This window comes from Streptomyces sp. NPDC041205, from assembly GCF_055591765.1.
Window position 1 is genome coordinate 620,905 of sequence record NZ_JBVIZH010000002.1, and the last position, 24,969, is coordinate 645,873.

Annotated in this window: 23 protein-coding genes and 1 riboswitch; of the genes, 14 read left to right on the forward strand and 9 right to left on the reverse strand. The window is 70.3% G+C overall.

The window, feature by feature from the left end; translation table 11 throughout:
* Nucleotides 1-31: 31 nt before the first annotated feature.
* Complete coding sequence (locus ACZ6BG_RS09745) at nt 32-943, forward strand: 1-aminocyclopropane-1-carboxylate deaminase/D-cysteine desulfhydrase (RefSeq protein WP_468999195.1); 912 nt, start codon at nt 32-34, stop codon at nt 941-943.
* A gap of 48 nt (nt 944-991) precedes the next feature.
* On the opposite strand, the gene ACZ6BG_RS09750 is transcribed toward ACZ6BG_RS09745, so the two are convergent.
* Complete coding sequence (locus ACZ6BG_RS09750; RefSeq protein WP_468999200.1) at nt 992-2,590, reverse strand: Na+/H+ antiporter; 1,599 nt, start codon at nt 2,588-2,590, stop codon at nt 992-994.
* 46 nt (nt 2,591-2,636) lie between these two features.
* Between ACZ6BG_RS09750 and ACZ6BG_RS09755 the strand changes: the two genes are divergently transcribed.
* From ACZ6BG_RS09755 to ACZ6BG_RS09765, 3 genes are all read left to right on the forward strand, one after another.
* A complete protein-coding gene (locus tag ACZ6BG_RS09755; protein ID WP_468999204.1) occupies nt 2,637-2,897 on the forward strand; it encodes a UBP-type zinc finger domain-containing protein in 261 nt (86 codons plus the stop codon).
* A 244-nt stretch (nt 2,898-3,141) separates the two neighbouring features.
* On the forward strand, nt 3,142-3,555 hold the full coding sequence (locus ACZ6BG_RS09760; protein WP_030359877.1) for an ATP-binding protein: 414 nt from the start codon (nt 3,142-3,144) through the stop codon (nt 3,553-3,555).
* The gene (locus ACZ6BG_RS09765) at nt 3,552-4,715 is read left to right on the forward strand and encodes an RNA polymerase sigma factor SigF (protein WP_468999211.1); all 1,164 of its coding nucleotides are present in this window, start codon (nt 3,552-3,554) and stop codon (nt 4,713-4,715) included. The genes ACZ6BG_RS09760 and ACZ6BG_RS09765 overlap by 4 nt, the downstream gene beginning before the upstream one ends.
* A 97-nt stretch (nt 4,716-4,812) precedes the next feature.
* Here ACZ6BG_RS09765 and ACZ6BG_RS09770 read toward each other — a convergent pair whose 3' ends face one another.
* The gene (locus ACZ6BG_RS09770; RefSeq protein WP_468999214.1) at nt 4,813-5,265 is read right to left on the reverse strand and encodes a hypothetical protein; all 453 of its coding nucleotides are present in this window, start codon (nt 5,263-5,265) and stop codon (nt 4,813-4,815) included.
* A gap of 102 nt (nt 5,266-5,367) precedes the next feature.
* Between ACZ6BG_RS09770 and ACZ6BG_RS09775 the strand changes: the two genes are divergently transcribed.
* Nucleotides 5,368-6,336, forward strand: a complete 969-nt coding sequence (locus ACZ6BG_RS09775; protein WP_405660972.1) for a diacylglycerol/lipid kinase family protein — start codon at nt 5,368-5,370, stop codon at nt 6,334-6,336.
* A gap of 319 nt (nt 6,337-6,655) precedes the next feature.
* Nucleotides 6,656-6,913, forward strand: coding sequence for a WhiB family transcriptional regulator (locus ACZ6BG_RS09780; protein WP_016639615.1), 258 nt, complete (start codon nt 6,656-6,658; stop codon nt 6,911-6,913).
* Between the two features lie 251 nt (nt 6,914-7,164).
* On the opposite strand, the gene ACZ6BG_RS09785 is transcribed toward ACZ6BG_RS09780, so the two are convergent.
* Both ACZ6BG_RS09785 and ACZ6BG_RS09790 read right to left on the reverse strand, forming a co-directional pair.
* On the reverse strand, nt 7,165-8,631 hold the full coding sequence (locus ACZ6BG_RS09785; RefSeq protein WP_469000174.1) for a sensor histidine kinase: 1,467 nt from the start codon (nt 8,629-8,631) through the stop codon (nt 7,165-7,167).
* Between the two features lie 505 nt (nt 8,632-9,136).
* On the reverse strand, nt 9,137-9,733 hold the full coding sequence (locus ACZ6BG_RS09790; RefSeq protein WP_468999217.1) for a TetR/AcrR family transcriptional regulator: 597 nt from the start codon (nt 9,731-9,733) through the stop codon (nt 9,137-9,139).
* Between the two features lie 95 nt (nt 9,734-9,828).
* On the opposite strand from ACZ6BG_RS09790, the gene ACZ6BG_RS09795 reads away from it, so the two are divergent.
* Entirely contained in the window at nt 9,829-10,665 is an 837-nt protein-coding gene (locus tag ACZ6BG_RS09795; RefSeq protein ID WP_468999219.1) for an SDR family oxidoreductase, read from the forward strand.
* A gap of 175 nt (nt 10,666-10,840) precedes the next feature.
* Here the strand turns inward: ACZ6BG_RS09795 and ACZ6BG_RS09800 are convergent, their stop codons facing one another.
* Complete coding sequence (locus ACZ6BG_RS09800) at nt 10,841-11,911, reverse strand: SIS domain-containing protein (RefSeq protein ID WP_468999222.1); 1,071 nt, start codon at nt 11,909-11,911, stop codon at nt 10,841-10,843.
* 313 nt (nt 11,912-12,224) lie between these two features.
* Here ACZ6BG_RS09800 and nagB point away from each other — a divergent pair, with 313 nt between their 5' ends.
* On the forward strand, nt 12,225-13,010 hold the full coding sequence (gene nagB, locus ACZ6BG_RS09805; protein WP_468451640.1) for a glucosamine-6-phosphate deaminase: 786 nt from the start codon (nt 12,225-12,227) through the stop codon (nt 13,008-13,010).
* Nucleotides 13,011-13,203: 193 nt separating this feature from the next.
* Here nagB and ACZ6BG_RS09810 read toward each other — a convergent pair whose 3' ends face one another.
* From ACZ6BG_RS09810 to ACZ6BG_RS09825, 4 genes are all read right to left on the reverse strand, one after another.
* Nucleotides 13,204-14,706 (reverse strand): glycoside hydrolase family 3 protein, encoded by a 1,503-nt coding sequence (locus tag ACZ6BG_RS09810; protein WP_468999225.1) that lies wholly within the window; start codon nt 14,704-14,706, stop codon nt 13,204-13,206.
* 6 nt (nt 14,707-14,712) lie between these two features.
* Entirely contained in the window at nt 14,713-15,543 is an 831-nt protein-coding gene (locus ACZ6BG_RS09815; protein WP_468999227.1) for a carbohydrate ABC transporter permease, read from the reverse strand.
* Nucleotides 15,540-16,529: a carbohydrate ABC transporter permease gene (locus ACZ6BG_RS09820; RefSeq protein ID WP_468999229.1), complete on the reverse strand. Its 990-nt coding sequence runs from the start codon at nt 16,527-16,529 to the stop codon at nt 15,540-15,542. The genes ACZ6BG_RS09815 and ACZ6BG_RS09820 overlap by 4 nt, the downstream gene beginning before the upstream one ends.
* 191 nt (nt 16,530-16,720) lie before the next feature.
* The gene (locus ACZ6BG_RS09825; protein ID WP_468999231.1) at nt 16,721-17,995 is read right to left on the reverse strand and encodes an extracellular solute-binding protein; all 1,275 of its coding nucleotides are present in this window, start codon (nt 17,993-17,995) and stop codon (nt 16,721-16,723) included.
* Nucleotides 17,996-18,369: 374 nt separating this feature from the next.
* Between ACZ6BG_RS09825 and ACZ6BG_RS09830 the strand changes: the two genes are divergently transcribed.
* The 6 genes from ACZ6BG_RS09830 (at nt 18,370) to ACZ6BG_RS09855 (ending at nt 24,530) form a co-directional block, all read left to right on the forward strand.
* Entirely contained in the window at nt 18,370-19,197 is an 828-nt protein-coding gene (locus ACZ6BG_RS09830; RefSeq protein WP_468999234.1) for a GntR family transcriptional regulator, read from the forward strand.
* Nucleotides 19,198-19,328: 131 nt separating this feature from the next.
* Complete coding sequence (locus ACZ6BG_RS09835) at nt 19,329-21,473, forward strand: carbon starvation CstA family protein (RefSeq protein WP_468999236.1); 2,145 nt, start codon at nt 19,329-19,331, stop codon at nt 21,471-21,473.
* Nucleotides 21,470-21,670 carry a YbdD/YjiX family protein gene (locus ACZ6BG_RS09840; protein ID WP_468999238.1) on the forward strand — a complete coding sequence of 67 codons (201 nt, stop codon included), beginning with the start codon at nt 21,470-21,472 and terminating at the stop codon, nt 21,668-21,670. The genes ACZ6BG_RS09835 and ACZ6BG_RS09840 overlap by 4 nt, the downstream gene beginning before the upstream one ends.
* 122 nt (nt 21,671-21,792) lie before the next feature.
* Nucleotides 21,793-22,074, forward strand: a complete 282-nt coding sequence (locus tag ACZ6BG_RS09845; protein ID WP_468999240.1) for a DUF3311 domain-containing protein — start codon at nt 21,793-21,795, stop codon at nt 22,072-22,074.
* Nucleotides 22,071-23,693 carry a monocarboxylate uptake permease MctP gene (gene mctP, locus ACZ6BG_RS09850; RefSeq protein WP_468999242.1) on the forward strand — a complete coding sequence of 541 codons (1,623 nt, stop codon included), beginning with the start codon at nt 22,071-22,073 and terminating at the stop codon, nt 23,691-23,693. Before ACZ6BG_RS09845 ends, mctP begins: the two co-directional genes overlap by 4 nt.
* Nucleotides 23,694-23,822: 129 nt before the next feature.
* Nucleotides 23,823-24,530 (forward strand): hypothetical protein, encoded by a 708-nt coding sequence (locus tag ACZ6BG_RS09855; protein WP_468999244.1) that lies wholly within the window; start codon nt 23,823-23,825, stop codon nt 24,528-24,530.
* Between the two features lie 188 nt (nt 24,531-24,718).
* A riboswitch (cobalamin riboswitch) is annotated at nt 24,719-24,860 on the forward strand.
* Nucleotides 24,861-24,969 lie beyond the last annotated feature (109 nt).

Consider the following 24,969-nt stretch of genomic DNA (forward strand, 5'->3'; position numbering starts at 1 on the left):
CGGCCCGCCCACCACGAGGGAGAATGGCGGGGTGCGCCCCACCCCGCCCGCCTCCGCCCTGCGGCCCCGGCTCCCCACCCCGCTCCAGCCGGTCTCAGACCCCCGTTTCGAGGCCCGCGACGTCCGCCTGCTCCTCAAGCGCGACGACCGAGTACACCCGGACCTGCCCGGCAACAAGTACCGCAAGCTCGTCCTCAACCTGGAGCGGGCGCGCGCGGCGGGCCACCGGACGCTGCTCACCTTCGGCGGCGCCTACTCCAACCATCTGCGGGCCACCGCCGCCGCGGGCCGCCTGCTGGGCTTCGCCACCGTCGGCGTAGTGCGCGGCGACGAACTGGCCGATCGCCCGCTGAACCCGTCCCTCGCCCAGTGCGCGGCGGACGGCATGCGCCTGCACTTCACCGACAGATCGACGTACCGGCAGAAGGCGGATCCCGCGGTCCTGGCCGCGCTCCAGCGGCGGACGGCCACCGAGGACGCGTACGTCATCCCTGAAGGGGGCAGCAACTCCCTCGCCGTCCAGGGCTGCACGGCCCTCGGCGCGGAGCTGCGCGACCGCACCGACGTCGCGGCCGTCGCCTGCGGCACCGGCGGCACCCTCGCGGGCCTCGCCGCGGGCCTCGCGCCCGGCCAGCGCGCGCTCGGCATACCCGTCCTCAAGGGCGGCTTCCTGGGGCGCGAGATAGCGGGCCTGCAACGCGCCGCCTTCGGCGCCCCCGGCACCAACTGGACCCTCGACGAGCGCTTCCACTGCGGTGGCTACGCCCGCACCACCGGCGAACTCACCGCCTTCGCCGACGACTTCGAGCAGCGCCACGGGCTCCCCGTGGAGCGCGTGTACGTGGCCAAGCTCCTGTACGCGCTGACCGCACTCTCCGAAGAGGGCGCGTTCACCCCGGGGACGACGGTCACGGCCGTCATCACGGGCACGCCGCCCGGCTGACCCCCGTGGTTCACTCGGCCCGCGCCGGCCTCGCGCGGCGGGCTCCGCTCACTCCTCGATCTCCCGGTGGGCCGCCGCCTCCTCCAGGTCCAGCTTCCGCAGCAGGGTCCGCAACAGCTCGTCGTCGATGCGCCGCTCGTCCCGCATCCGTACGAACACCTCGCGCTCCGCGGCGATCGCCTCGCGCGTGAGCCTGCGGTAGGTGTCGTCCGCGGACTCCCCCGTGACGGGGTTGGACTGGCCGAGCCGCTCCCACACCGAGTTGCGGCGTCGTTCGAGAACGGTGCGCAGACGGTCCTCAAGGGGCCCTGGCAGCCGGTTGCGCTCGTCCTCCATCAGCTCCCGCAGCCGGGCCTCCGCGGCCTGCGAGGCGGCGTTCTGGGCCTGCGCCTCGGCCAGCGTCTGCGCCTGCGTGTCCCGCCCGGGCACCTTCAGGACCCGGATCAGCCACGGCAGCGAGAGCCCCTGGACCACCAGCGTCCCGATGACCGTCGTGAAGGTCAGGAACAGCACGAGGTTGCGGCCCGGGAACGGCTCGTCGTCATCCGTCATCAACGGGATGGAGAACGCGATCGCCAAGGACACCACCCCCCGCATCCCGGCCCAGCTGACGATCAGCGGCCGCCGCCAGTCCATGTCGCCCTCGCGCTCGCGGATCCGCGCCGACAGCGCGCGCGGCAGATACGTCGCCGGATACGACCACACGAAGCGCACCACCACGACGCACACGAACACCGCGACGGCGTACCAGATCGCCTGCCCGACGCTGTACTCGCCGAGTTCCCCGAGCACCACGGGCAGCTGCAGCCCGATGAGCGCGAAGACCGCCGACTCCAGGAGGAAGCCCACGACCTTCCAGACCGCGGCCTCCTGGAGTCGCGTCTCGAAGTCGACCTGCCAGGAACGGTGCCCCAAGTAGAGGGCCACCACGACCACGGCGAGCACTCCGGAGGCGTGGAACTGCTCCGCTGCGGCGTACGCGACGAAGGGGATGAGCAGCGACAGCGTGTTCTGCAGCAGCGATTCCTTCAGGTGGGTGCGCAGCCAGTGGATCGGCACCATCAGGATCAGCCCCACGCCGATCCCGCCGACCGCGGCCACCAGGAACTCCCGGATGCCGCCGCCCCAGCTCGCGCCCTCGCCGACGGCCGCCGCGAGCGCCACCTTGTAGGCGGTGATCGCGGTGGCGTCGTTCACCAGGGACTCGCCCTGGAGGATCGTCGTGATGCGCGAGGGCAGTCCCACACGGCGCGCGATGGCGGTGGCCGCCACGGCGTCCGGCGGGGCGATCACCGCCCCCAGGACGAGCGCGGCGGTCAGCGGGAGATCGGGGATCAGCAGATACGCGAGCCAGCCGACGACCAGGGTTGCGAACAGAACGTAACCAACGGAGAGGAGCGCGACGGGTCGCACATTGGCCCGCAGGTCCAGATACGAACTCTCCAGGGCGGCCGTGTGGAGCAGCGGCGGCAGGATCAGCGGCAGCACCACGTGCGGGTCGAGGTGGTACTCCGGCACCCCGGGGACGTACGCCGCGATCAGGCCCACACCCACCAGGAGCAGCGGCGCGGGGACCGGGGTCCTGCGGGCGGCACCCGCGACCGCGGCACTCGCTGCGATCAGCGCCACCAGGGGCAGTACGTCCATCGGCAAGGCCCTCCGCGGTCCACTCTCCCGTCGTAACCTGGCCATCATGAACGAGTGCTCGCACGTCAGCGCGCTGCCCCACCCCGAACCGGCCGCCCTGAGCGAAACGTGTCTGGAATGCCTCGCGGCCGGCAGCCACCCCGTGCAGCTGCGGTTGTGTCTGCTCTGCGGGCACGTGGGCTGCTGCGACTCCTCGCCCTTCCAGCACGCGACGGCGCACTTCAAGGAGACCGGCCATCCGGTGATGCGAACCTTCGAGCCGGGCGAGAACTGGCGTTGGTGCTTTGTCGACGGTTCGATCGTCTGAGGCCTGGGTACGTCAACCCGACGCTCGTTCTTTCCAATTGGGTCCGTGAAACCCCTAGCCACTGTCCGTACCCGTAGGCTTACTATGAGTGACAGCAACGGGGTGGGGCCCCGGGACACGGAACTGAGCAGCGCGGTAGCGTCACCGCTGAAAAACGTGGTGCGTCACCCGTGTGACGCAGTCCGGACCGCCGCGGCGCGACGGCCGGAGCCCCGAAAGTGCTTGTACCACCTTGGAGGTGAGGGTGTCCCAGATCGCAGGCGAGCCCGGGAATCAGGACTTCGTGGAGGTCCGCCTTCCGGCTGCGGGTGCCTACCTGTCGGTGCTGCGTACGGCCACGGCCGGCCTCGCGGCACGTTTGGACTTCACCCTGGACGAGATCGAGGACCTCCGCATCGCTGTCGACGAGGCGTGCGCGATCCTGCTCCAGCAGGCCGTGCCCGGTTCCGTGCTCAGCTGCGTCTTCCGGCTCGTCGACGACTCCCTGGAGGTGACCGTCTCGGCGCCCACCACGGACGGCCGCGCCCCGGAGCGCGACACCTTCGCATGGACCGTCCTTTCGGCCCTCGCGGGCAAGGTCAACTCCTCGGTGGCCGACGACAAAACCGTTTCGATCAGCCTCTACAAACAGCGCGGCGCGGGACCCGGGCCGGCGTGAGGAACGGGGACGGGCCGGTGCGGGACGAAGAGCGCGGCACACGTGGCACACACGGTCTGCCCGCCCGCGGCAGGGGCGGTACGCGTCCGGCCTCCGGGCGCGGTCCGGTGGAGCCGGGGCCTGCCCCGGGCGGCATCCCCGAGCAGCAGGCCAGGCCGCACCCACAGGACCCGGAGCAGCAGGGTCAGTCGGCGGCCGGGACGGCCGCCGCGCGAGAGCAGGCAGAGCCGACCGCCGGGGACGGGACCGACGAGCTGTTCGGCCCGGGTGGTCGACAGGACCAAGCAGGCGCCGCACGCAGGGGGTCCCCCCGGGCGTCCAGCACTGGGGGCCAGTCCCCAGAAGGGCGGCGGCGGGTGACGGGCGGGACGATGAGCGAGCACGAGCAGCACAGCCGGCACGATCCACAGGACCGCAGCGGCGCGCGGGCGAAGTTCATCGAGCTGCGCGCCCTGCAGAACGGCAGCCCGGAGTACGCGGAGCTGCGCAACCAGCTGGTCCGCATGCACCTGCCGCTCGTGGAGCACCTGGCCCGCCGCTTCCGCAACCGCGGCGAGCCCCTGGACGACCTGACCCAGGTCGCCACGATCGGCCTCATCAAGTCGGTGGACCGGTTCGACCCGGACCGCGGCGTCGAGTTCTCCACGTACGCCACCCCGACGGTCGTCGGCGAGATCAAGCGCCACTTCCGCGACAAGGGCTGGGCGGTGCGGGTGCCGCGGCGCCTGCAGGAGCTGCGGCTCGCGCTGACGACGGCCACGGCCGAGCTGTCGCAGTTGCACGGCCGCTCCCCGACCGTGCACGAGCTGGCCGAGAAACTGGCGATCTCCGAAGAGGAGGTCCTGGAGGGCCTGGAGTCGGCGAACGCGTACTCCACGCTGTCCCTGGACGTCCCGGACACGGACGACGAGTCACCGGCCGTGGCGGACACCCTCGGCGCCGAGGACGAGGCCCTGGAGGGCGTCGAGTACCGCGAATCCCTCAAGCCGCTCCTTGAGGACCTGCCGCCGCGCGAGAAGCGCATCCTGCTGCTGCGGTTCTTCGGGAACATGACGCAGTCGCAGATCGCCCAGGAGGTCGGCATCTCCCAGATGCACGTCTCCCGGCTGCTCGCGCGCACCCTGGCGCAACTGCGCGAGAAGCTCCTCGTGGAGGAGTGAGCGGGCCGCACGGCCCCACAGTGACGCCTCTGGGGGCGGCGAGGATGTCCTCGCCGCCCCCAGAGGCGTCACTGCGACCGCGTGCCGGTCCGTGCGGCTACTTGCTGCCTTCTTGTACGTTGCCGGGTCCGCTGATGCCGAGGGCCTCGGTGGTGACGGGGTGGATCAGAAGCACCAGCGTCGCCACCGCGATCGCCGCGAGCGCGATACCGCCGGGGATCATCGCGCTGTCCGCCTGGAGCAGCTGCCAGGCCACGGGCAGAGCCATGATCTGCGTGATGATCGCGGGCCCGCGCGCCCAGCGGCGCAGCCGCAGCAGACCGCGCGCGGCGAGCAGCGGCAGCAGCGCGAGGACGATCAGCGTGACGCCGCCCGTCGTCGCCTGGCGCGGGTTGTCGGGGTCGCCCGCGAGCCCCATGACGAGCATGTAGGCACCGCCGACGACGAGGGCAAGGCCCTCCAGCGCGGCGAGCGCCGCGGCGGCCGTGAGGCGCCCGGGGCGGGGGCCCGACGCGGGGGCTTCGGGGGTGGTCTTCGGCTCAGTGCTCACGCATCGAGGGTAGCCCCGGGTGTCCGGGGAGCGGCACGTCGGTGCGGTTCGGGCCAGACCTCGGTCTGGGCCAGGTAAAGCCCCCTAGGTAGTCTGCTGCGCATGCGTGCACTTCTCGTGGTCAACCCGGCGGCTACTACCACCAGTGCGCGCACACGTGACGTACTGATCCACGCGCTCGCGAGCGAGATGAAGCTGGAAGCGGTCACTACGGAGTACCGCGGTCACGCCCGGGACCTCGGTCGGCAGGCCGCGGAGAGCAAGGACATCGAGCTGGTCGTGGCCCTGGGCGGCGACGGCACGGTCAACGAGGTCGTCAACGGTCTGCTGCACAACGGCCCCTCTCCGGAGAACCTGCCCCGCCTCGCCGTCGTCCCCGGGGGCTCGACGAACGTCTTCGCGCGCGCCTTGGGCCTGCCGAACGACGCCGTGGAGGCGACCGGCGCCCTCCTGGACGCGCTGCGTGAGGGAAGTGAACGCACGGTGAGCCTCGGCCGGGTCTCCGGGACCCCCGGGACGGATGACGAGGCGGTGCCGTCGCGCTGGTTCACGTTCGCGGCGGGGCTGGGATTCGACGCCGGTGTGGTCGGTCGGGTCGAACAGCACCGGGAGCGCGGCAAGCGCTCGACGCACGCTCTTTATGTGCGCCAGGTGGTACGCCAGTTCCTCGGCGAGGGCGACCGCCGGCACGGTTCGATCACGCTGGAGCGGGCCGGCGAGGAGCCGGTGACGGACCTCGTGATGTCCATAGTCTGCAACACCTCCCCCTGGTCCTACCTGGGCAATCGTCCGCTGTACGCGTCCCCGAAGGCGTCCTTCGAGACGGGCCTGGACGTGCTGGGACTCAAGCGTCTTTCGACGGCTTCGGTGGCCCGGTACGGCACCCAGCTGCTGCGGTCGACACCCGATCGCGGGCCCCACGGAAAGAACGCCGTCTCGCTGCACGACCTGACGGACTTCACCTTGCATTCGAAGGTGCCCCTCCCCCTCCAGATGGACGGTGACCACCTGGGGCTGCGGACGAGCGTGACGTTCACAGGCGTACGCCGTGCACTGCGTGTGATTGTGTGAGTGGAAGGGCCTAAAGTCCTTTCACTCGAACGTTTAGGCCAGGCTCCACCCCATGGAAGTACGGCTGTGACTCAGTCGACACCGAGGAATCAAAAAAAACTTTCCGGAAGGGGTTGTATCCGCCGCCGAGGTTTGCGAATCTCTACATGGCGATCGGGACGGCCCGCAACATCGGCCTCTACAGGTCGCCAGAACCCCTCCTCTCACCACAAGGTCCACACCAGGCAACTGGGAGTCGGCCCTTCCCGTGCGGGGGGATTCGTGAAAGCGTTCACATTCACAAGCAATCTTCATGTAAGACCAAGGAGAGGTAGCAGCCATGGACTGGCGTCACAACGCCGTTTGCCGCGAGGAAGACCCCGAGCTGTTCTTCCCCATCGGCAACACCGGTCCTGCGCTGCTGCAGATCGAGGAAGCCAAGGCCGTCTGCCGTCGCTGCCCCGTCATGGAGCAGTGCCTGCAGTGGGCGCTCGAGTCCGGCCAGGACTCCGGCGTCTGGGGTGGCCTCAGCGAGGACGAGCGCCGCGCGATGAAGCGCCGCGCCGCCCGCAACCGGGCGCGCCAGGCCAGCGCCTGACGCCCACGCCCCTTTACGAGCCTGAGCTTGGCGGCGCGTGTGCCTGACGGCATTACTCCGTAGACAGCGCGTACGCAACCCCCGCCCCCGAGCCGCAGCCGCGCAGTACCCCCGATGCGCATCGCAACGTGAGCAGGAAGCCCCGGACCGACACGGTCCGGGGCTTCCTGCTGTGTGCGGCGCCATGCGTCCCGCCGCGCGGGACTGCCACCGTCTTTGCTGCGCGCGAGTGGCCTTGCTGTGTGCGAGTGCTACTTGTCGCCGCGTACCGGAATATCCAGGACGACGCGGGTCCCCTGCTCCGGCGCCTTGACCATGTCGAACGTGCCGCCCAGCTCGCCCTCGACGAGGGTGCGCACGATCTGCAGGCCCAGGTTGCCCGAGCGATGCGGGTCGAAGTCGTCGGGCAGTCCGACGCCGTCGTCCTGGACGGTGATCAGAAGGCGGGCCTCCTTCGCGGTGCCGCCACGGACCGCGGAGACCTCGACGGTGCCGGTGTCCCCCTGTGCGAAACCGTGCTCCAGGGCGTTCTGCAGGATCTCCGTGAGAACCATCGACAGCGGCGTCGCGACCTCGGCGTCGAGAATGCCGAAACGGCCGGTGCGCCGACCCGTGACCGTACCGGGAGAGATCTCCGCGACCATGGCGAGGACACGGTCGGCGATCTCGTCGAACTCCACGCGCTCGTCCAGGTTCTGGGAGAGCGTCTCGTGCACGATGGCGATGGAGCCCACGCGCCGCACCGCCTCTTCCAGGGCCTCGCGGCCGGAGACGGAGTCGATGCGGCGCGCCTGGAGGCGCAGCAGGGCCGCGACCGTCTGGAGGTTGTTCTTCACCCGGTGGTGGATCTCCCGGATGGTGGCGTCCTTGGTGATCAACTCGCGCTCGCGGCGACGCAGTTCGGTGACGTCCCGCAGCAGTACGAGCGAACCGATGCGCGGCCCCTTGGGCTTGAGCGGGATGGCGCGCAGCTGGATCACGCCGTCGCCGCCCTCGATCTCGAACTCGCGGGGCGCCCAGCCGCTGGCCAGCTTGGTCAGTGCCTCGTCCACCGGGCCCCGGGACGGGGCCAGTTCGGCGGTGGCCTTGCCCAGGTGGTGGCCCACCAGGTCGGCGGCCAGGCCGAGCCGGTGGTACGCGGAGAGGGCGTTCGGCGAGGCGTACTGGACGACACCGTCCGCGTCCAGGCGCACCAGCCCGTCGCCCACGCGCGGGGAGGCGTCCATGTCGACCTGCTGCCCCTCGAAGGGAAACGATCCCGCGGCGATCATCTGCGCCAGGTCGGACGCCGACTGGAGGTAGGTGAGTTCGAGACGCGAAGGGGTGCGCACCGTAAGGAGGTTGGTGTTGCGGGCGATGACTCCGAGGACGCGCCCCTCCCTGCGTACGGGGATGGACTCGACCCGCACCGGCACCTCCTCGCGCCACTCCGGGTCGCCCTCGCGCACGATGCGCCCCTCGTCGAGCGCCGCGTCGAGCAGCGGGCGGCGGCCGCGCGGGACGAGGTGGCCGACCATGTCGTCCTGGTAGGACGTCGGGCCGGTGTTGGGCCGCATCTGCGCGACGGAGACATAGCGCGTGCCGTCGCGCGTGGGCACCCACAGCACGAGGTCGGCGAAGGAGAGGTCGGAGAGCAGCTGCCACTCCGAGACCAGCAGATGGAGCCACTCGAGGTCGGAGTCGCCGAGGGCCGTGTGCTGGCGTACGAGGTCGTTCATGGAGGGCACGTGTGCGAGCGTACCTGGCGGTCCGGGCAGGTCCGGAGGTGTTCGGCTCCCGGCGCCGGTCCCCGTCGGGCAGCGGCGCCGGGGCGGGACCCTCAACCCGACCCCAACACCGCGGCCCTTCAGGTGCATCGGCGGCCAGAATGTGCGGTACCGGCCACCGATTGAGGAGTGCCCGGCGCGGTCAGGGCAGAGAGCACCGGCTCCTCGGCCGCTCTTCTGTGCGGGAAGAGCGGAGCTTTACTCCCGCATTGTGGACTAGACCATTCTCCCATGTCTATGCGCGGGACGGGGTTTGTTGTCGGATCTTCCTCCAGAATCGGGGGCGGACACCGGCTCGCCGGGGAGCCCGGGCCGAGGGCTCACCCGACCGCCGCCGCGCCCGCCGCCCGGGCCGCTTCTCCGCCCGAACCTCTTCCCCGCCCGCCGCCCCGGCTGCCCATCCGCCCGGGCCGCTTCTCCACCCGCCGCTCGGCCCACCCCCCGCCCGCCCTCGCTCTCAGGCCGCCGGCCAGGCCCGCATCGCCAGATCGACGACGGCCTGCAGGTTCTCCCTGGTGGCGCCGTCCCGGGACTGCTGGGACAGGCCCTGGAACACCGCGCCGACGTAGCGGGCGATGTCATCGGCGTCAACGGAGGCGGCGATCTCGCCCGCGTCGATGCCTTGCTGGATGCGGGCCGCGAAGGTCGCGATGTTCGCGTTGCGCCGCTCGCGCAGGGTCTGCTCGACCTCCGGCGTGGTGCAGTTGGTCGCCGCGTGGATGACGAGGCAGCCGTGGGGATACCCCGGCTCGGTGAAGGAGTCGGCGGCCTCGCGCAGGATGCGCTCCATCGCGCCGCGGGCCGTCGGCTCCTCGGCCAGCGCGCGCCCGCCGAAGGCTCCGTACGAGCCGGCGTAGCGCACCAGGACCTCCTCGAAGAGCGTCCGTTTGTCACCGAAGGCCGCGTACAGACTCGGGGCGCCGATGCCCATCTCGCGGGTGAGGTCGGCGACGGACGTCGCCTCGTACCCGTGCTCCCAGAACTGGCGCAACGCCTTCTCCAACGCCGTCTCACGGTCGAAGGAACGTGGCCTGCCTCGCTGTTTCGTCGCCATGGAGGAATTCTATAGCGGGCACTAGAAAAGCGGTGAGTGATCCGGTACGGTTCTTTGTATAGCGACCGCTAGAGAAAGTTGGGGGACGCCTGATCATGGGTGCGCTGACGGAGAAGACGGCAACCGAGCAGACCGCCGAGGCGGCTGAGGGGCTCACGGAAGACGGGGCGCCGGTGAAGCGGCTCGCGGGCAAGACCGCCCTGGTCACAGGGGGAAGCCGGGGCATCGGGCGAGGGATCGCCGAGAGACTGGCCCAGGACGGCGCGCGGGTCGCCGTGCATTACGGCAGCAATGAGGCGGCCGCGAAGGAGACGGTCTCGGCGATCGAGCAGGCGGGCGGCTCGGCGTTCGCGATCGGCGCGGAGCTGGGCGTGCCCGGCGACGCGGCGACGCTGTGGGCGGCGTTCGACGCGCACGCGGACGGCCTGGACATCCTGGTGAACAACGCCGGGATCGGCACGTCGCGCTCGTTCACGGACGCGGATGAGGACGAGCACGACCGGCTGTTCGCGGTGAACGTCAAGGCACCGTTCTTCATCACCCAGCTCGGCGCGGAGCGACTGCGGGACGGCGGGCGCGTCATCAACATCTCGTCCGGCCTCTCCCGCTCCGCCGTGATGCCTCAGATCATGACGTACGCCATGACCAAGGGCGCCCTGGACGTCTTCACCCAGAACTTGTCGAAGGTCCTCGGCGCCCGCGGCATCACGGTCAACTCGGTGGCCCCGGGCATCGTGGACACGGACGTCAACGCCGCCTGGCTGCGCGGCGAGGAGAACAAGGAAGCGTGGGAGGGCGCGGCGGCCATATCGGCGCTCGGCAAGGTCGGGACGCCGCAGGACATAGCCGACGCGGTCGCGTTCCTCGCCTCGGAGGACGGGCGCTGGGTGACGGGGCACTGGCTGGACGCGACGGGGGGCTCGCTGAGCTGAGCGGCGCCCCGGCCCGGCGGGGCGGGAGCAGGACCACGGCCGGGGGTGGCCGGGCGCCGAGGCACGCCCCGAATTGCGGCACGGATTGCGCCACGGGCCGACCCACACGGCGGCCGCGGTGTCGGCCCCGTTCCGCTACCTCACCCGCCTCACCCCACGCCCATGCCCCACCCCCTCACCTCGTCTCCGTCACCTTGGCGAGAGCTCTGGGCGCGTCCGGGTCCTGACCGCGGGCGATCGTCACCTCGTGGGCGAGGAGTTGGAGGGGGATGATCTCCAGGATGGGCTGGACCTCCTCGGGGACCCCGTCCGTCGGCAGGACGAACCCGGCGGAGGCCTGCTCGACCTGGGCCTTGGGCCCGATGACCACGAGGTCGGCGCCGCGTCCGCGCAGCCGGTCGAGGACGGGCTGGAGCGCTTCCCCTCCCCTGCCGTCCGGCACGACGGCGATGACCGGCGAGATGTTGTCGACCATGGCGAGGGGGCCGTGCAACAGGTCGGCGCCGGAGTAGGCCAGGGCGGGGATGTAGCTGGTCTCCATCAGCTTCAGGGCGGCTTCCTTGGCCGTGGGATAGCCGTAGCCGCGCGAGGTGATCACCATGCGTTCGGCGAAGCGGTAGCGGGCGGCGAGCGTCCGGATCTCCGGTTGCCGGGCCAGGAGGTCGGCGGCGAGGTCGGGCAGCGGGCCCGCGGCGGCTCCGTCGCCGTCGCGCAGCCCCTCGATGAAGAGGTAGAGGGCGAGCAGGGACGCCGTGTAGGTCTTCGTGGCCGGGAGGGCCTTCTCCGGGCCCGCGAGGATGTCGATGTGGTGCTCGGAGACGGCGGCGAGCGGGGAGTCGGGGTTGTTGGTGACCGCGAGAGTGATGGCGCCGGCCTCGCGGGCGGCCTGGGTGGAGGCGACGAGGTCGGGCGAGCCACCGGACTGGCTCACGGTGACGACCAGGACGTCCCGGAGGTCGGGCTTGGCGCCGTAGGCCGTGGTCGTGGACATGGAGGTGAGGCCACAGGGCAGGCCGAGGCGGACTTCGAGGAGGTATTTGGCGTAGAGGGCGGCGTGGTCTGAGGTGCCACGGGCGGTGAGGAGGACGAAGCGGGGGCGTTGCGCGGCCACCTGTCGGGCGGTCTCGCGGATCGTCGGGGCGCCGGTGTCGAGGAGCCGCCGCAGGACCTCGGGCTGTTCGGCCATCTCACGGGACATGATGCGGCCGGGCTGCTCGCTGTAAGGGGAGGACGACATCGCAGTCATGCTTCCCACTGTGCTTGCTACTGGCCGGGAGCGCTTGCCCTTCGGGTGGAGAGGCTGGCCTGGGGCCCTGTGCCGGGGGGGGCAGGGTTCGGCGGCGGGCAGTGCTCCGGCCCAGCGGGCGGGGGGGCGGGGGCGGGGCGGAGGATGGACGTGTGGGGGCGTGCACATGCGGGGGCGGGAAACCGCTGGTGTCGTGGGCGTCCGGGTGTCCGACCCCTGCACCTGGGCGGTGCGGCTCTGCTAGATTGGTCTATACCACACTCTTCCGAGCGCCAGTCCCGCTCCTCCCCTACACCAGATCGGCAGGCCCAGCGTGGAAGTTGTCATCGTCCCGGACGCCAAGGCAGGCGGCGAGCTCATCGCGGAGGCCATGGCCGCCCTCGTGCGCCGCAAGTCCGACGCCCTGCTCGGTGTCGCCACCGGCTCGACCCCGCTGCCCATCTACGAGGCGTTGGCGGCGAAGGTCCGCGCGGGTGAGGTGGACGCGTCGCGGGCCCGGATCTGCCAGCTCGACGAGTATGTGGGGCTGCCGGCCGGGCACCCGGAGTCGTATCGCTCGGTGGTACTGCGTGAGGTCGTGGCGCCGCTCGGCCTCGACGAGTCGGCCTTCATGGGGCCGGACGGCAGCGCCGCGGACGTGCAGGGCGCGTGTGAGGCGTACGACCGGGCGCTGGCGGAGGCGGGCGGTGTCGACCTGCAGTTGCTGGGGATCGGTACGGACGGGCACATCGGGTTCAACGAGCCCTGCTCGTCGCTGGCGTCGCGGACGCGGATCAAGACGCTGACCGAGCAGACCCGGGTGGACAACGCGCGGTTCTTCGACGGCGACATCGAGCAGGTCCCGCACCACGTCATCACGCAGGGCATCGGCACGATCCTGGAGGCCCGGCACCTGGTGCTGCTCGCGACGGGCGAGGGCAAGGCCGACGCCGTGGCGGCGACGGTCGAGGGTCCGGTGGCCTCCGTGGTCCCCGCCTCCGCGCTCCAGCTGCACCCGCACGCCACGGTGATCGTGGACGAGGCGGCCGCGTCCAAGCTGAAGCTGGCGGACTACTTCCGGCACACGTACGCCAACAAGCCCGCCTGGCAGGGGCTGTAGGGGGGTACGGCGACACAGCGGCATGAAGGAGGGGGCGCCCCAGGCTCTGGGGCGCCCCCTCCTTCATGCGCGTACTGCTCCGGGCATGCGTGTACTGCTCCGGGCCGGGCCGGACCGAGCCACCCGGCGCCGGGGTCAGTCCCAACCCCGGCCCCAACCCCGGCCCCGGTGTCCAGCGTCCGACCCCCGGGGGTCACCCCCCGGTCAGCACCTCCGCCGCGGCCTCCCCGCAGACCCGCGCGGCGCCGTACGTGGCGATGTGCAGGGAGCCGGTGGGCTTGGACTGGGGGACGCCCATTTCGACGACGATGGTGTCGGGGCGGGCGGTGAGGAGGTGGTCGACGGCGGCGGCCATCCACGGGTGGCGGTGGGCGTCGCGGACGACGGCGACCACGCGTCGGGAGCCCGCCGCCGCGAGGGCCTTCGCGCCCGCGTCGTCGCCGCTGAAGGAGCCGGTCTCCGTGCCGGGCAGACGGCGGGCCAGCTCGGCGGCGACGCCCCACGGGGTCTCGTCGCCGACGGCGATGTTGGCCAGCGGGGTGAAGGCGGCGACGTAGGGCGCCTCGGTGAGCGCGCCCGCGGAGGACTCGGTGTGGGTGACCGTCAGGGCGCGGCGGGCCGCGCGCAGGCCGATCTCCGGGTCGGCCGCTCCCCCGGCGCCGGCGGCGCGCGAGGCCGAGGCCCAGTCGGCGAGGGCGCGCACCCGGGCGGCGGCGTCGGCGAGCCGCTCCTCGGGGAGTTCGCCCGCGCGGACGGCGGCCACCAGGGCGTCCCGCAGCCGAAGGACCGTCAGCTCGTCGTGCAGGCCGCCGCCGACGCAGATCGCGTCGCAGCCCGCGGCGACGGCGAGGACGGTGCCGCGCTCGATGCCGTAGGTACCGGAGATGGCCCGCATCTCGATGCCGTCGGTGACGATCAGGCCGTCGAAGCCGAGTTCGCCGCGGAGCAGGTCGGTGAGGATGCGCCGGGACAGCGTGCCCGGAAGGTCCGGGTCGAGGGCGGGGACGCTGATGTGGGCGCTCATCACCGCGCGCGTACCGGCGGCGATGGCCGCGCGGAAGGGGACGAGTTCGCGGGCGTTCAGGATGTCCGCGTCGACGTCGATGTGCGGCACCGCGTGGTGCGAGTCGACCGCGGTGTCGCCGTGGCCCGGGAAGTGCTTGGCGCAGGCGGCGACGCCGGAGGACTGCATGCCCTCGATGTAGGCGCCGGTGTGCCGGGCCACGAGGGCCGGGTCGGAGCCGAAGGAGCGTACGCCGATGACCGGGTTGCCGGGGTCGGAGTTGACGTCGGCGGACGGCGCCCAGTTGAAGGTGACGCCGCACTCGGCGAGGCGGCGGCCGAGCTCCGCGGCGACGCCCCGGGTGAGCGAGACGTCGTCGACGGCGCCGAGCGCGTGGTTGCCGGGGAAGGACGAGCCGGTGCGCACCTCTAGGCGGGTGACGTCGCCGCTCTCCTCGTCGATGGCGACGACGATGTCCTCGCGCTCGGCCCGCAGTTGGGCGGTGAGCGCGGCGACCTGCTCGGGGGTCTGGATGTTGCGGCCGAACAGGCCCACGGAGGCGAGGCCCTCGCCGATGCGCCGCAGCAGCCAGTCGGGGGCGGTGGTGCCGCCGAAGCCGGGCTGGAGCACGGTCAGGGCGTCGCGCGTGAGGGAGTCCTGTGTGCCCGCAGACGCGGTGTAGGAGGAGGTCATGGTGCGTTAGCCCTTCACGGCGCCGTCGGTCAGGCCGGCCACGGCCCTGCGCTGGAGGAAGACGAAGAGGATCAGGATCGGGATGGCGAACAGCGAGGCCGCGGCCATGGTGGCGCCCCAGTCGTCGCCGAAGGCGGTCTGGAAGCTGGAGAGCCAGATCGGCAGGGTCTTGGCGTCCGCTTCCTTGTTGAGCACGAGGGCCAGCGGGAACTCGTTCCAGGCGGTGATGAAGCCGAAGAGCGAGGTCGACATCAGGCCCGGCGCCAGCAGCGGCAGGATCACCCGGCGGAAGGCCTGCATCCGAGTGCAGCCGTCGACCATGGCGGACTCCTCCAGCTCCCTGGGCACGGCGGCGACGAAGCCGCGGAGCGTGAGAAGGGTGAAGGGCAGGATCATCACCATGTAGAAGAGGGTCAGCGGGATCAGGCTGTTCAGCATGTCCGCGTCGCGCACGATGATGTAGATCGCGATGACCATGACTTCCCACGGCGCCATCTGCGCCAGCATGAAGCCGATGATGAAGCCGCGGCGGCCCTTGAAGCGCATCCGGGCGAGGGCGAACGCCGAGGTCACGCCGATGATGAGGGAGAAGACGACCGCGAGGATCGTCACGGTGAGGGAGTTGCCGACCATGGTCCAGAAGTGGTCGACGTCCATCGCCGTCTTGAAGTGTTCGAGCGTGGCGTCGGTCGGGAACCAGACCGGGTCCTCGGCGATGATGTCGCCGGTCGGCTTGAAGGCCGTCGCGAACATCCAGTACACGGGGAAGACGCAGAAGACGAAGATGACGACGGCGACCAGGTTGGGCCACAGACGGCCCATCAGCGAGCGCTTCACAGCTCGTCCTCCTCTTGCTTGAGCACGATCCGCAGGTAGAACGAGGTGATGGCCAGCAGGATGACGATGGTGAGCAGCGCGATCGCGGCACCCATGCCGAAGTGCTGGTTGCCCATGCCCTCGATGTAGGCGTAGACGGGCAGGATCTCGGTGAGCCGGTCGGGGCCGCCCTCGTTGATCGTGAAGACCTGTACGAACGCCTTGAAGACCCAGATGATCTCCAGGAACGTCGTGGCGTAGAGGAAGGGCCGCAGGTAGGGCAGCGTCACCTGGGTGAACTGCTTCCAGGCCCCGGCGCCGTCGAGTGACGCGGCCTCGTACAGCTCCTTGGGAATGGTGGTCGTGGCGGCGTACAGGTTGATCGCCACGAAGGGGATGGACATCCAGACGATGAGCAGCAGGACCACGAAGAAGGTGGAGTACTGCGTGGCCAGCCAGTCGTGGTCGGCCATCGAATCGAAGCCGATCTTGGCGAGCACCCAGTTGACGACGCCGAAGCGCTGCGCGAACAGCCACTGGTAGACCGTGCTCGCCGCGACGACGGGCATCGCCCAGGCGAGTACGAGGCCGACCAGGAGGAACGTGCGCATCCTCCGGCCGAGGCGGGCCAGGAGCAGTCCCACCAGCGTGCCGAGCATCATGATCAGCACGACGTTGACGGCGGTGAAGACGACCGAGCGGCCGGTGACCCGCCAGAAGTCCTCGCTGGTGAGGACCTCCTTGTAGTTGTCGATTCCGTTCCACTCGGTCAAGTGCAGAATGAACTGCCGCATGTTGAGGTTCTGGAACGACAGGATCCCGTTGTTGACCAGCGGCCAGCCGAGCAGCAGCAGGGTGGCGATGATCGCGGGGGCAAGGAGCAGATAGGGCGTCAGGCCGGCGAGACGTTCCCGGGACCTGCGCGGGCCTCCTGGTCGTGGCCCGCCGTCCGGTGTCTGCACCTCCGTCGGGCCGGAGGGCGGCCGTTCGGTCTTCTGCACGGTCATGCTCGCCATCTCTTTCGTGGGCAACGCGAAACGCTGTGGGCAGCGCGGGGGACGCTGGGGGCAGCGCGGGGGCGCCGTGGGCAGCGCGAAGAACGCATGGTCGCGACGCTGGGGGGGGGCGCGGAAAGCGCATGGGTACGCCGGGGGCAGCGGGGTCGGTTCACCCGCCGCCCCCGGCGGGGTCTGCGTTCTTACTGCTTCTGCGCCAGGCGCTTGTTGAGCTCGCCCTCGACCTGCTTGGCGGCGTCGGCAGGCGACTTACCGTTGAGCACCGCGGTCATGTAGTTCTTGATCGGGTTCGGCGGGTTCTCGACCGCGCCCCACTCCGGGATCAGCGGGGTGGTGCCGCCGCCGGCGGTGGCGGGAGCGGCGGCCTCGGCGGCCGCGTTGCCCTTGAGGTTGGACTCCAGCGCCTTCTTGTTCGGGATCGTGCCGCCTTCCTTGGCGAACTGACCCTCGAACTTGTCGGACAGCGCGATCTTCAGGAACTCCTTGGCGAGCTCCTGCTTCTTGCTGGTCGCGGCGACGGCGAGGTTGGAGCCGCCGAGGAAGACGCCCTCGGGCTTGTCCGCGGTGGCGCCGGGGATCGTGAAGAAGCCGATGTCCTTCTCGATCTTCTTGTTGGCCTTGATCGCGGTCGCGGCCTCCCAGCTCATGCCGATGAAGGCGCCGGTCTTGCCCTTGGCGAAGACCTCGGCCTGCTGCGGCGTGGCCTCGTCCTTGTTCTTCGGCGCCTTGGAGAGGTCCGCGAACTGCTTGTACGTCTTCATGGCCGCGGCGACCTTGGGGTCGTCGAGGTTGGAGACGTACTTGTCGCCGTCCTTCTTGACCAGTTCGGCGCCCTCACCGATGGTCAGGCCGACGAAGTGGTACCAGTTCTGGCCGGGCAGGTAGATCGGCTCGGCTTCGGTCTTCTCGCCGATCTGCTTGAGGTCCTTGAGGAACTGGGCGCGCGTCTTCGGAAGCTCCTTGATGCCGGCGTCGGCCCAGACCTTCTTGTTGTAGACGACGACGCGGTTGAGGACGAACCACGGGGCGGCGTACTGCTTGCCGTCGATGACCGAGGCCTTGTTCATCGACTCGGTCCAGTCGGCGCCGATGGACTCCTTGAGGTCACCGAGGTCGGCGAGGCCACCGGTCTTCGCGTACGCGGCGGTCTGGGTGTTGCCGATCTCGAAGACGTCCGGCGGGTTCTCCTCGGAGAGGGCGGTCGTCAGCTTCTGCTGAATGCCGTTCCACTGCTGGACCTCGAACTTCAGCTTCGCGCCGGTCTTCTTCTCGAAGGCGGCCGTGACGTCCTTCTGCCACTGGTCCGGCGTCGAGCCGTCCATGGCCCAGAGCGTCAGCGTCTCGCCCTTGAAGCCGTCCGCCCCGGACTTCTTGCCGTCCTTGTCGTCGCCGCCACAGGCCGCGATGGAGACCAACATGCCCGCGACACCGATAGCCGCTATGAGCTTGCGCTTCACAGTCATCCTCCTTTGGATGCCAGCCAACCCCCCACCCGCAGCGACCAAGAGGACCGAAAGACTGCCCGTGGGACTGGACCTGGTCTTTAATGGTGTAGACCAGTACGGGGAGCTTGGCCTAGACCTTTATGGGTGTCAAGGGTGTATAAGAAGGGCAGTCACGTCCGTTATCGGACCGACACCTGAGTGGGTACGGGCCCGTGTCGCACCCCCGGAACAGCCCCGGGACCGCGGCCCCGCGCGACCTTCGCGCGAGCAGGGGGCGCCCCTCGCCCCGGACCGTGCCACGATGTGAGCCGCGACAGACGGAGGACCCGGTGGCGACAGCGCAGGAGCCGGTGACAGCAGCAGCACAGGAGCCGGGAAGGCGGAGCATGGGCACAGAGGCGGGCAGTACCCAGGCCGGGGCGGGCACGTCCGTAACGGGATCCACGAGCGCGGCCGCCTCCACGACAGCAGAGGGCTCGGGCCCCGGCAAGTCGGTACGTCCGGCCAGGGTGCCCAAGTACTACCGCCTGAAGCGGCACTTGCTCGACATGACCGAGACCCTGCCGCCCGGCACCCCGGTCCCGCCCGAGCGCACGCTCGCCGCCGAGTTCGACACCTCGCGCACGACGGTGCGCCAGGCCCTGCAGGAGCTGGTCGTCGAGGGCCGCCTGGAGCGGATCCAGGGCAAGGGCACCTTCGTGGCCAAGCCGAAGGTCTCGCAGGCACTCCAACTCACCTCGTACACCGAGGACATGCGGGCCCAGGGCCTGGAGCCGACCTCCCAGCTCCTCGACATCGGCTACATCACCGCCGACGACACCCTCGCCGGCCTCCTCGACATCGCCACCGGCGGCCGCGTCCTGCGCATCGAGCGGCTGCGCCTGGCCAGCGGCGAGCCGATGGCCATCGAGACCACGCACCTGTCGGCCAAGCGCTTCCCTGCCCTCAGACGCTCCCTCGTGAAGTACACCTCCCTCTACACCGCGCTCGCGGAGGTGTACGACGTCCACCTCGCGGAGGCCGAGGAGACCATCGAGACCTCCCTGGCCACCCCGCGCGAGGCCGGACTGCTCGGCACCGACGTGGGCCTGCCCATGCTGATGCTGTCGCGGCACTCCCTGGACGGCCAGGGCCAGCCGGTGGAGTGGGTGCGGTCGGTGTACCGGGGCGACCGGTACAAGTTCGTGGCCCGGCTCAAACGCCCCCAGGACTGACCCGCGCGGGCAGACCCGCCCGCCCCCTCGGCACGCCCGTTCGAACCCGGTCCCGTCCGCCCCATGGCGCGGATCACGTTCCTGCCCTACCGTCCTCCCGTCACCGCAGAACGTGAACGGGAGGACGGCCCGTGCGCACAGCGAACCCCAAGAGCATCGCCCTCTGGACAGTCGTCGCGCTGATCGGCGCCTCGGGCTGGACCGTACTCGCCCTCTCCCGGGACGAGGAGGTGTCCGCCGCCTGGATGGTGGCCGCCGCCCTCGGCTCGTACGCCATCGCGTATCGCTTCTACGCGAAGTTCATCGCGTACAAGGTGCTCAAGGTCGACAAACGCCGGGCCACGCCCGCCGAGCGCCTCGACAACGGCATCGACTACCACCCGACGGACCGACGGGTGCTGCTCGGCCATCACTTCGCGGCCATCGCGGGCGCCGGGCCGCTGGTCGGGCCGGTGCTCGCCGCCCAGATGGGCTATTTGCCGGGCACGATCTGGATCATCGCGGGAGTGATCTTCGCGGGGGCCGTGCAGGACATGGTGGTCCTGTTCTTCTCCACCCGCCGCGACGGCCGCTCGCTCGGCCAGATGGCACGGGACGAGATCGGCCCGTTCGGCGGGGCCGCGGCACTGCTCGCCGCCTTCGCGATCATGATCATCCTGCTCGGTGTGCTCGCCCTGGTGATCGTGAACGCGCTCGCCGAGTCGCCGTGGGGCACCTTCTCCATCGCGATGACGATCCCGATCGCCCTGTTCATGGGCTTCTACCTGCGGATCCTGCGGCCGGGCCGGGTCAGCGAAGTCTCGCTCATCGGGGTCTCGCTGCTGCTCTTCGCGCTGATCGCGGGGCGCTGGGTGGCGGAGTCCTCGTGGGCGGAGGCGTTCACGCTCGCGCCGTCGACGCTGGTGATCTGGCTGGTGGCGTACGGCTTCATCGCCTCGATCCTGCCGGTGTGGATGCTGCTCGCGCCGCGCGACTACCTGTCGACGTTCATGAAGATCGGCACCATCGTGCTGCTCGCGCTCGGCGTCGTCATCGCGCTGCCGACGCTGAAGATGGACCCGGTCACCGACTTCGCCTCGCGCGGCGACGGGCCGGTCTTCGCGGGCTCGCTCTTCCCGTTCGTGTTCATCACCATCGCCTGCGGCGCGCTCTCCGGCTTCCACTCGCTGATCTCCTCCGGCACGACGCCGAAGATGATCCAGAAGGAGACGCAGGTCCGGATGATCGGCTACGGCTCCATGCTGATGGAGTCGGCGGTGGCGATCATGGCCCTGGTGGCCGCGTCGATCATCGACCCGGGCCTGTACTTCGCGATGAACGCGCCCGCGGGCGTGGTCGGCGACACCGTGCAGGAGGCGTCGAAGGCCGTCGCGGGCTTCGGATACACCATCTCCCCCGAGGACTTGGCGCAGGCCGCCAAGAACGTGGAGGAGAGTTCGCTGCTCTCACGCACCGGCGGCGCGCCCACCCTCGCGATCGGCGTCTCGGAGATCTTCTCCAAGGTCACCGGCGGCTCACTGCGGGCCTTCTGGTATCACTTCGCGATCATGTTCGAGGCGCTGTTCATCCTCACGGCGCTCGACGCGGGCACGCGCGTGGGCCGCTTCATGCTCCAGGACATGCTGGGCAACGTCTACAAGCCCTTCAAGAACATCAGCTGGAAGCCGGGCCTCGTCCTCACCAGCGCCGCCGTGACCGGCCTGTGGGGCTACTTCCTCTGGGTCGGCGTGCACGAGCCGCTCGGCGGCATCAACCAGCTCTTCCCGATCTTCGGCATCGCCAACCAGCTCCTCGCGGCCGTCGCCCTCGCCGTCTGCACCACGCTCCTGGTGAAGTCCGGGCGGCTCAAGTGGGCCTGGATCACCGGGATCCCGCTGGTCTGGGACGCGACGGTGACGCTCACGGCGAGCTGGCAGAAGGTGTTCTCCAGCGACCCGCGCGTCGGCTTCTTCAAGCAGCGCTCGATCTACCAGGACGCCATCGACGACGGCAAGGTCCTGCCGCCCGCCAAGTCGATGGACGACATGCACACCGTCGTCACCAACTCCACGGTGGACGGCGTCCTTTCGGCCGCGCTCGCGCTCCTCATCGTGATCGTGATCGCCGACGCGCTCCGCATCTGCGTCCGCCACATCCGCGATCCGCTGTCGTCGAAGCTGAGCGAGGCGCCGTTCGTGGAGTCCAAGACGGTCGCGCCCGCCGGTCTTTTCGCGACGAAGGAGGAGAAGGCGGAACTGACGGCGGCCGAGGAGCGTGCGACGGCGGGCTCGCCATGAGCGGACCACTGCTGCGCGCGCTGCGCGGACTGCGTTGGTACGTAAGGGAGTTGACCGACGAGTCCGCGTACGAGCGGTACGTGGCGCACGTCCGCAAAGATCATCCGACCGCCGTCGTGCCGAGCCGCCGCGCGTTCGAGCGGATGCGGACGGACCAGCAGGAGTCGGACCCCCGACAGGGCTTCCGCTGCTGCTGAGCAGGCACGACGGCACTTCCGGTACCCGTCCGTTATACGGACAGGGGTTCCGTACCGCGAGATCTCTGACTTAGATTTCCCGAACGTTAAGAACGGGATAAGTGAGGGAACGGAGCCGCGGTATGTCAGATGCGCCTGAAGTGCCAGTTGCGCCTGAAGTGAGACAGCCGGCGATCACGCCGGTCCGCGTGGTCATCGCCCTCTGCCTCCTCGCGCCCTTCGTGGCGATGCTCTGGGTGAGTTCGTACGCGAAGGCCGACCCGGCCTTCATCGGAATCCCGTTCTTCTACTGGTACCAGATGCTGTGGGTGCTGATCTCGACCGCGCTCACGATGATCGCCTACCAGCTGTGGCAGCGTGACCAGCGCGCCCGCAAGGCCCTCGGGGAAGGTGCGTCCCGGTGAACGACGGCGTGAACGGCGTCGCGCTCGCCGTCTTCATCTTCTTCTTCCTCGCGGTCACCGTCATGGGCTTCCTGGCGTCCCGCTGGCGCAAGGCCGAGAACGAGCAGAGCCTCGACGAATGGGGCCTGGGCGGCCGGTCGTTCGGGACCTGGGTGACCTGGTTCCTGCTCGGCGGCGACCTCTACACCGCGTACACCTTCGTGGCCGTCCCCGCGGCGATCTACGCGGCGGGCGCGGCCGGCTTCTTCGCCGTGCCGTACACCATCCTCGTCTACCCGCTGATCTTCACCTTCCTGCCGCGTCTGTGGTCCGTCTCGCACAAGCACGGGTACGTGACGACGTCGGACTTCGTCCGGGGCCGCTTCGGGTCCAAGGGCCTCTCGCTGGCCGTGGCGGTCACCGGCATCCTCGCGACGATGCCCTACATCGCGCTCCAACTGGTCGGCATCCAGGCCGTCCTGGACGTGATGGGCGTCGGCGGCGGCGAGGACACCAACTGGTTCATCAAGGATCTGCCGCTGCTCATCGCCTTCGGCGTGCTCGCCGCGTACACGTACTCGTCCGGGCTGCGGGCGCCCGCGCTGATCGCGTTCGTGAAGGACACCCTGATCTACATCGTGATCGTGGTGGCCATCATCTACATCCCGATCAAGCTCGGCGGGTTCGACGACATCTTCAGCGCGGCGAACGAGAAGTTCTCCGCGACCAACGAGGCCACCGGCAAACCCGTCGGCTCCCTCGTGCCGGGCGAGGCGGGCACCTGGACGTACGCGACCCTGGCCCTCGGCTCCGCACTCGCGCTGTTCATGTATCCGCACTCGATCACCGCGACGCTGTCCTCGCGCAGCCGCGACGTGATCCGCCGCAACACCACCATCCTGCCGCTGTACTCGCTGATGCTCGGCCTGCTCGGCCTGCTCGGGTTCATGGCCATCGCGGCCGGAGTGAAGGTCGAGAACGGGCAGTTGGCGATCCCGCAGCTGTTCGAGGACATGTTCCCGGACTGGTTCACGGGCGTCGCCTTCGCGGCCATCGGCATCGGCGCGCTCGTCCCGGCCGCCATCATGTCCATCGCGGCCGCGAATCTCTTCACCCGCAACATCTACAAGGACTTCATCAGGCCCGACGCGACCCCCGCGCAGGAGACGAAGGTCTCCAAGCTGGTCTCGCTCCTGGTGAAGGTGGGCGCGCTCGCCTTCGTCCTCACCATGGACAAGACCGTCGCCATCAACTTCCAGCTGCTCGGCGGCATCTGGATCCTGCAGACCATGCCCGCGCTGGTCGGCGGCCTGTTCACGCGCTGGTTCCACCGGTGGGCGCTGCTCGCCGGGTGGGCGGTCGGCATGATCTACGGGACGGTCGCCGCGTACGGGGTCGCCTCGCCTACGCAGAAGCACTTCGGCGGCTCGTCCAAGGAGATCCCGGGCATCGGCGAGATCGGCTACATCGGCCTGACCGCGTTCGTCCTGAACATCGTCGTGACGGTCGTCCTCACCTTCGTCCTGAAGGCCGTGGGCGCCCCCGACGGCGTCGACGAGACGTCCCCGGAGGACTACACCGCGGACGCCGGCGACAAGGGCGTGGCGGTGGAGCTGCCGAAGGTGGGTGCCGGGCACTGACGCCCGAGGGGGCGCCCAAGGGAGCGTCACCCCTCCGCCCTCCCTGGAGGCCGCCGCGTTCCGTCCGGGACGCGGCGGCCTTCGCCGTGCCGCCTCCGGCCCCGAACCGGCGTACGAAAGAATGGGCCCATGCCGCATCCTCGCCTCCTGCTCCCCGCCGCCCTGCTGCTGCTCGCGCCCCTCGCCCTCACCGGCTGCGGCTCCGAGACCGCCGGGTCCGAGAACAGGGCCTCCGGGAACGCAGGCTCCGCGAACGCGGGCTCCGGCGCCGGATCGACGCCCTCCCGCGCCGACCTTGAGGCCCGCGCCCGCGCCGCCCAGACCCGGACGGCGCACGTGTACGTGACCGAGGCCGACGGGTTCGCGCTGGCGGAGCAGTCCGTGGGCGTCCTCGGGGACGACGGCTTCCAGGCGGTGTACGTGGCGAAGGAGGGCGGCGCGCAGATCAAGGTCGACGTCGAGCGGGGCACCGTCGACGGCAGGACCTGCCGGAGCGTCTATCCCCCGGCCGAACGCTGCGAGAAGGACGGGAAGGGCTGGTACCGCACGCCCGGCTCCGCGGGGTCATCGGGCTCCGCGGGCTCCTCCGGCTCCGCCGAGTCCTGGCACGCGTACGCCCGCTCCGAGCACGGCCTGCGCATCCAGATCTCCGCCGACCCCGGCCTCGTGGACCGCGACACGCTGCGCGCCGCCGCCGAGAAGGCCCACCACGCGGACGCCGCCGAGCTGGACGCCGTACTGCCGAAGAAGACCTCCCCCGCCACGCCGGTGGAGCGCGGCGACATCCCCCGCGACGGCGACGGCGCCCCCCAGGACCCGCCGGGCGTGGGCGGCTGAACGGCGCCGCGGTGACGGCCGAGCGGGGCCTCAGCGACCTCTGAGCGGGCCCCGGGCGGCACCCGGGCGCCCCCTTGGAATGCCACGCCCCGCCCCCGAGTTGAGGTTCAGGGCGCCTCGTCCCGCGACAACGCCGCTACCCTCCGACACAACATCTAGGGGTGGCACCGAAAGCCAGCACAAGATGTATGCTCATCCTCGCTGTCGCCGCAGGGGAATCCGGTGCAAGTCCGGAACTGTCCCGCAACGGTGTACTGGTACGCATTTGTGCGCTCGCGCCCACAACATGCGCCGGTGAGTCCGACGACCTGCCGACAGCGCGCCTGGACCGTCCGGTCCGGGTGCCGAGACGTCCGGGCCTCGAGGAATGGGTTGGTGGACGCGGAGTCGCCCCTGCGCGGGCGCAGCCGCGCCGTGCCTCTCTCCGCGGGCCCAGAGC

What these genes read in the sequence shown, in the direction of transcription:
- ACZ6BG_RS09780 (WP_016639615.1), top strand. Translation starts at nt 6,656, where the DNA reads ATGGACTGGCGTCACAACGCCGTTTGCCGCGAGGAAGACCCCGAGCTG.
- ACZ6BG_RS09845 (WP_468999240.1), top strand. Translation starts at nt 21,793, where the DNA reads ATGTCAGATGCGCCTGAAGTGCCAGTTGCGCCTGAAGTGAGACAGCCG.
- ACZ6BG_RS09830 (WP_468999234.1), top strand. Translation starts at nt 18,370, where the DNA reads ATGGGCACAGAGGCGGGCAGTACCCAGGCCGGGGCGGGCACGTCCGTA.
- ACZ6BG_RS09795 (WP_468999219.1), top strand. Translation starts at nt 9,829, where the DNA reads ATGGGTGCGCTGACGGAGAAGACGGCAACCGAGCAGACCGCCGAGGCG.
- ACZ6BG_RS09800 (WP_468999222.1), bottom strand. Translation starts at nt 11,911, where the DNA reads ATGACTGCGATGTCGTCCTCCCCTTACAGCGAGCAGCCCGGCCGCATC.
- ACZ6BG_RS09790 (WP_468999217.1), bottom strand. Translation starts at nt 9,733, where the DNA reads ATGGCGACGAAACAGCGAGGCAGGCCACGTTCCTTCGACCGTGAGACG.
- ACZ6BG_RS09785 (WP_469000174.1), bottom strand. Translation starts at nt 8,631, where the DNA reads ATGAACGACCTCGTACGCCAGCACACGGCCCTCGGCGACTCCGACCTC.
- ACZ6BG_RS09820 (WP_468999229.1), bottom strand. Translation starts at nt 16,529, where the DNA reads ATGACCGTGCAGAAGACCGAACGGCCGCCCTCCGGCCCGACGGAGGTG.
- ACZ6BG_RS09750 (WP_468999200.1), bottom strand. Translation starts at nt 2,590, where the DNA reads ATGGACGTACTGCCCCTGGTGGCGCTGATCGCAGCGAGTGCCGCGGTC.
- ACZ6BG_RS09810 (WP_468999225.1), bottom strand. Translation starts at nt 14,706, where the DNA reads ATGACCTCCTCCTACACCGCGTCTGCGGGCACACAGGACTCCCTCACG.
- ACZ6BG_RS09755 (WP_468999204.1), top strand. Translation starts at nt 2,637, where the DNA reads ATGAACGAGTGCTCGCACGTCAGCGCGCTGCCCCACCCCGAACCGGCC.
- ACZ6BG_RS09775 (WP_405660972.1), top strand. Translation starts at nt 5,368, where the DNA reads ATGCGTGCACTTCTCGTGGTCAACCCGGCGGCTACTACCACCAGTGCG.
- ACZ6BG_RS09855 (WP_468999244.1), top strand. Translation starts at nt 23,823, where the DNA reads ATGCCGCATCCTCGCCTCCTGCTCCCCGCCGCCCTGCTGCTGCTCGCG.
- ACZ6BG_RS09840 (WP_468999238.1), top strand. Translation starts at nt 21,470, where the DNA reads ATGAGCGGACCACTGCTGCGCGCGCTGCGCGGACTGCGTTGGTACGTA.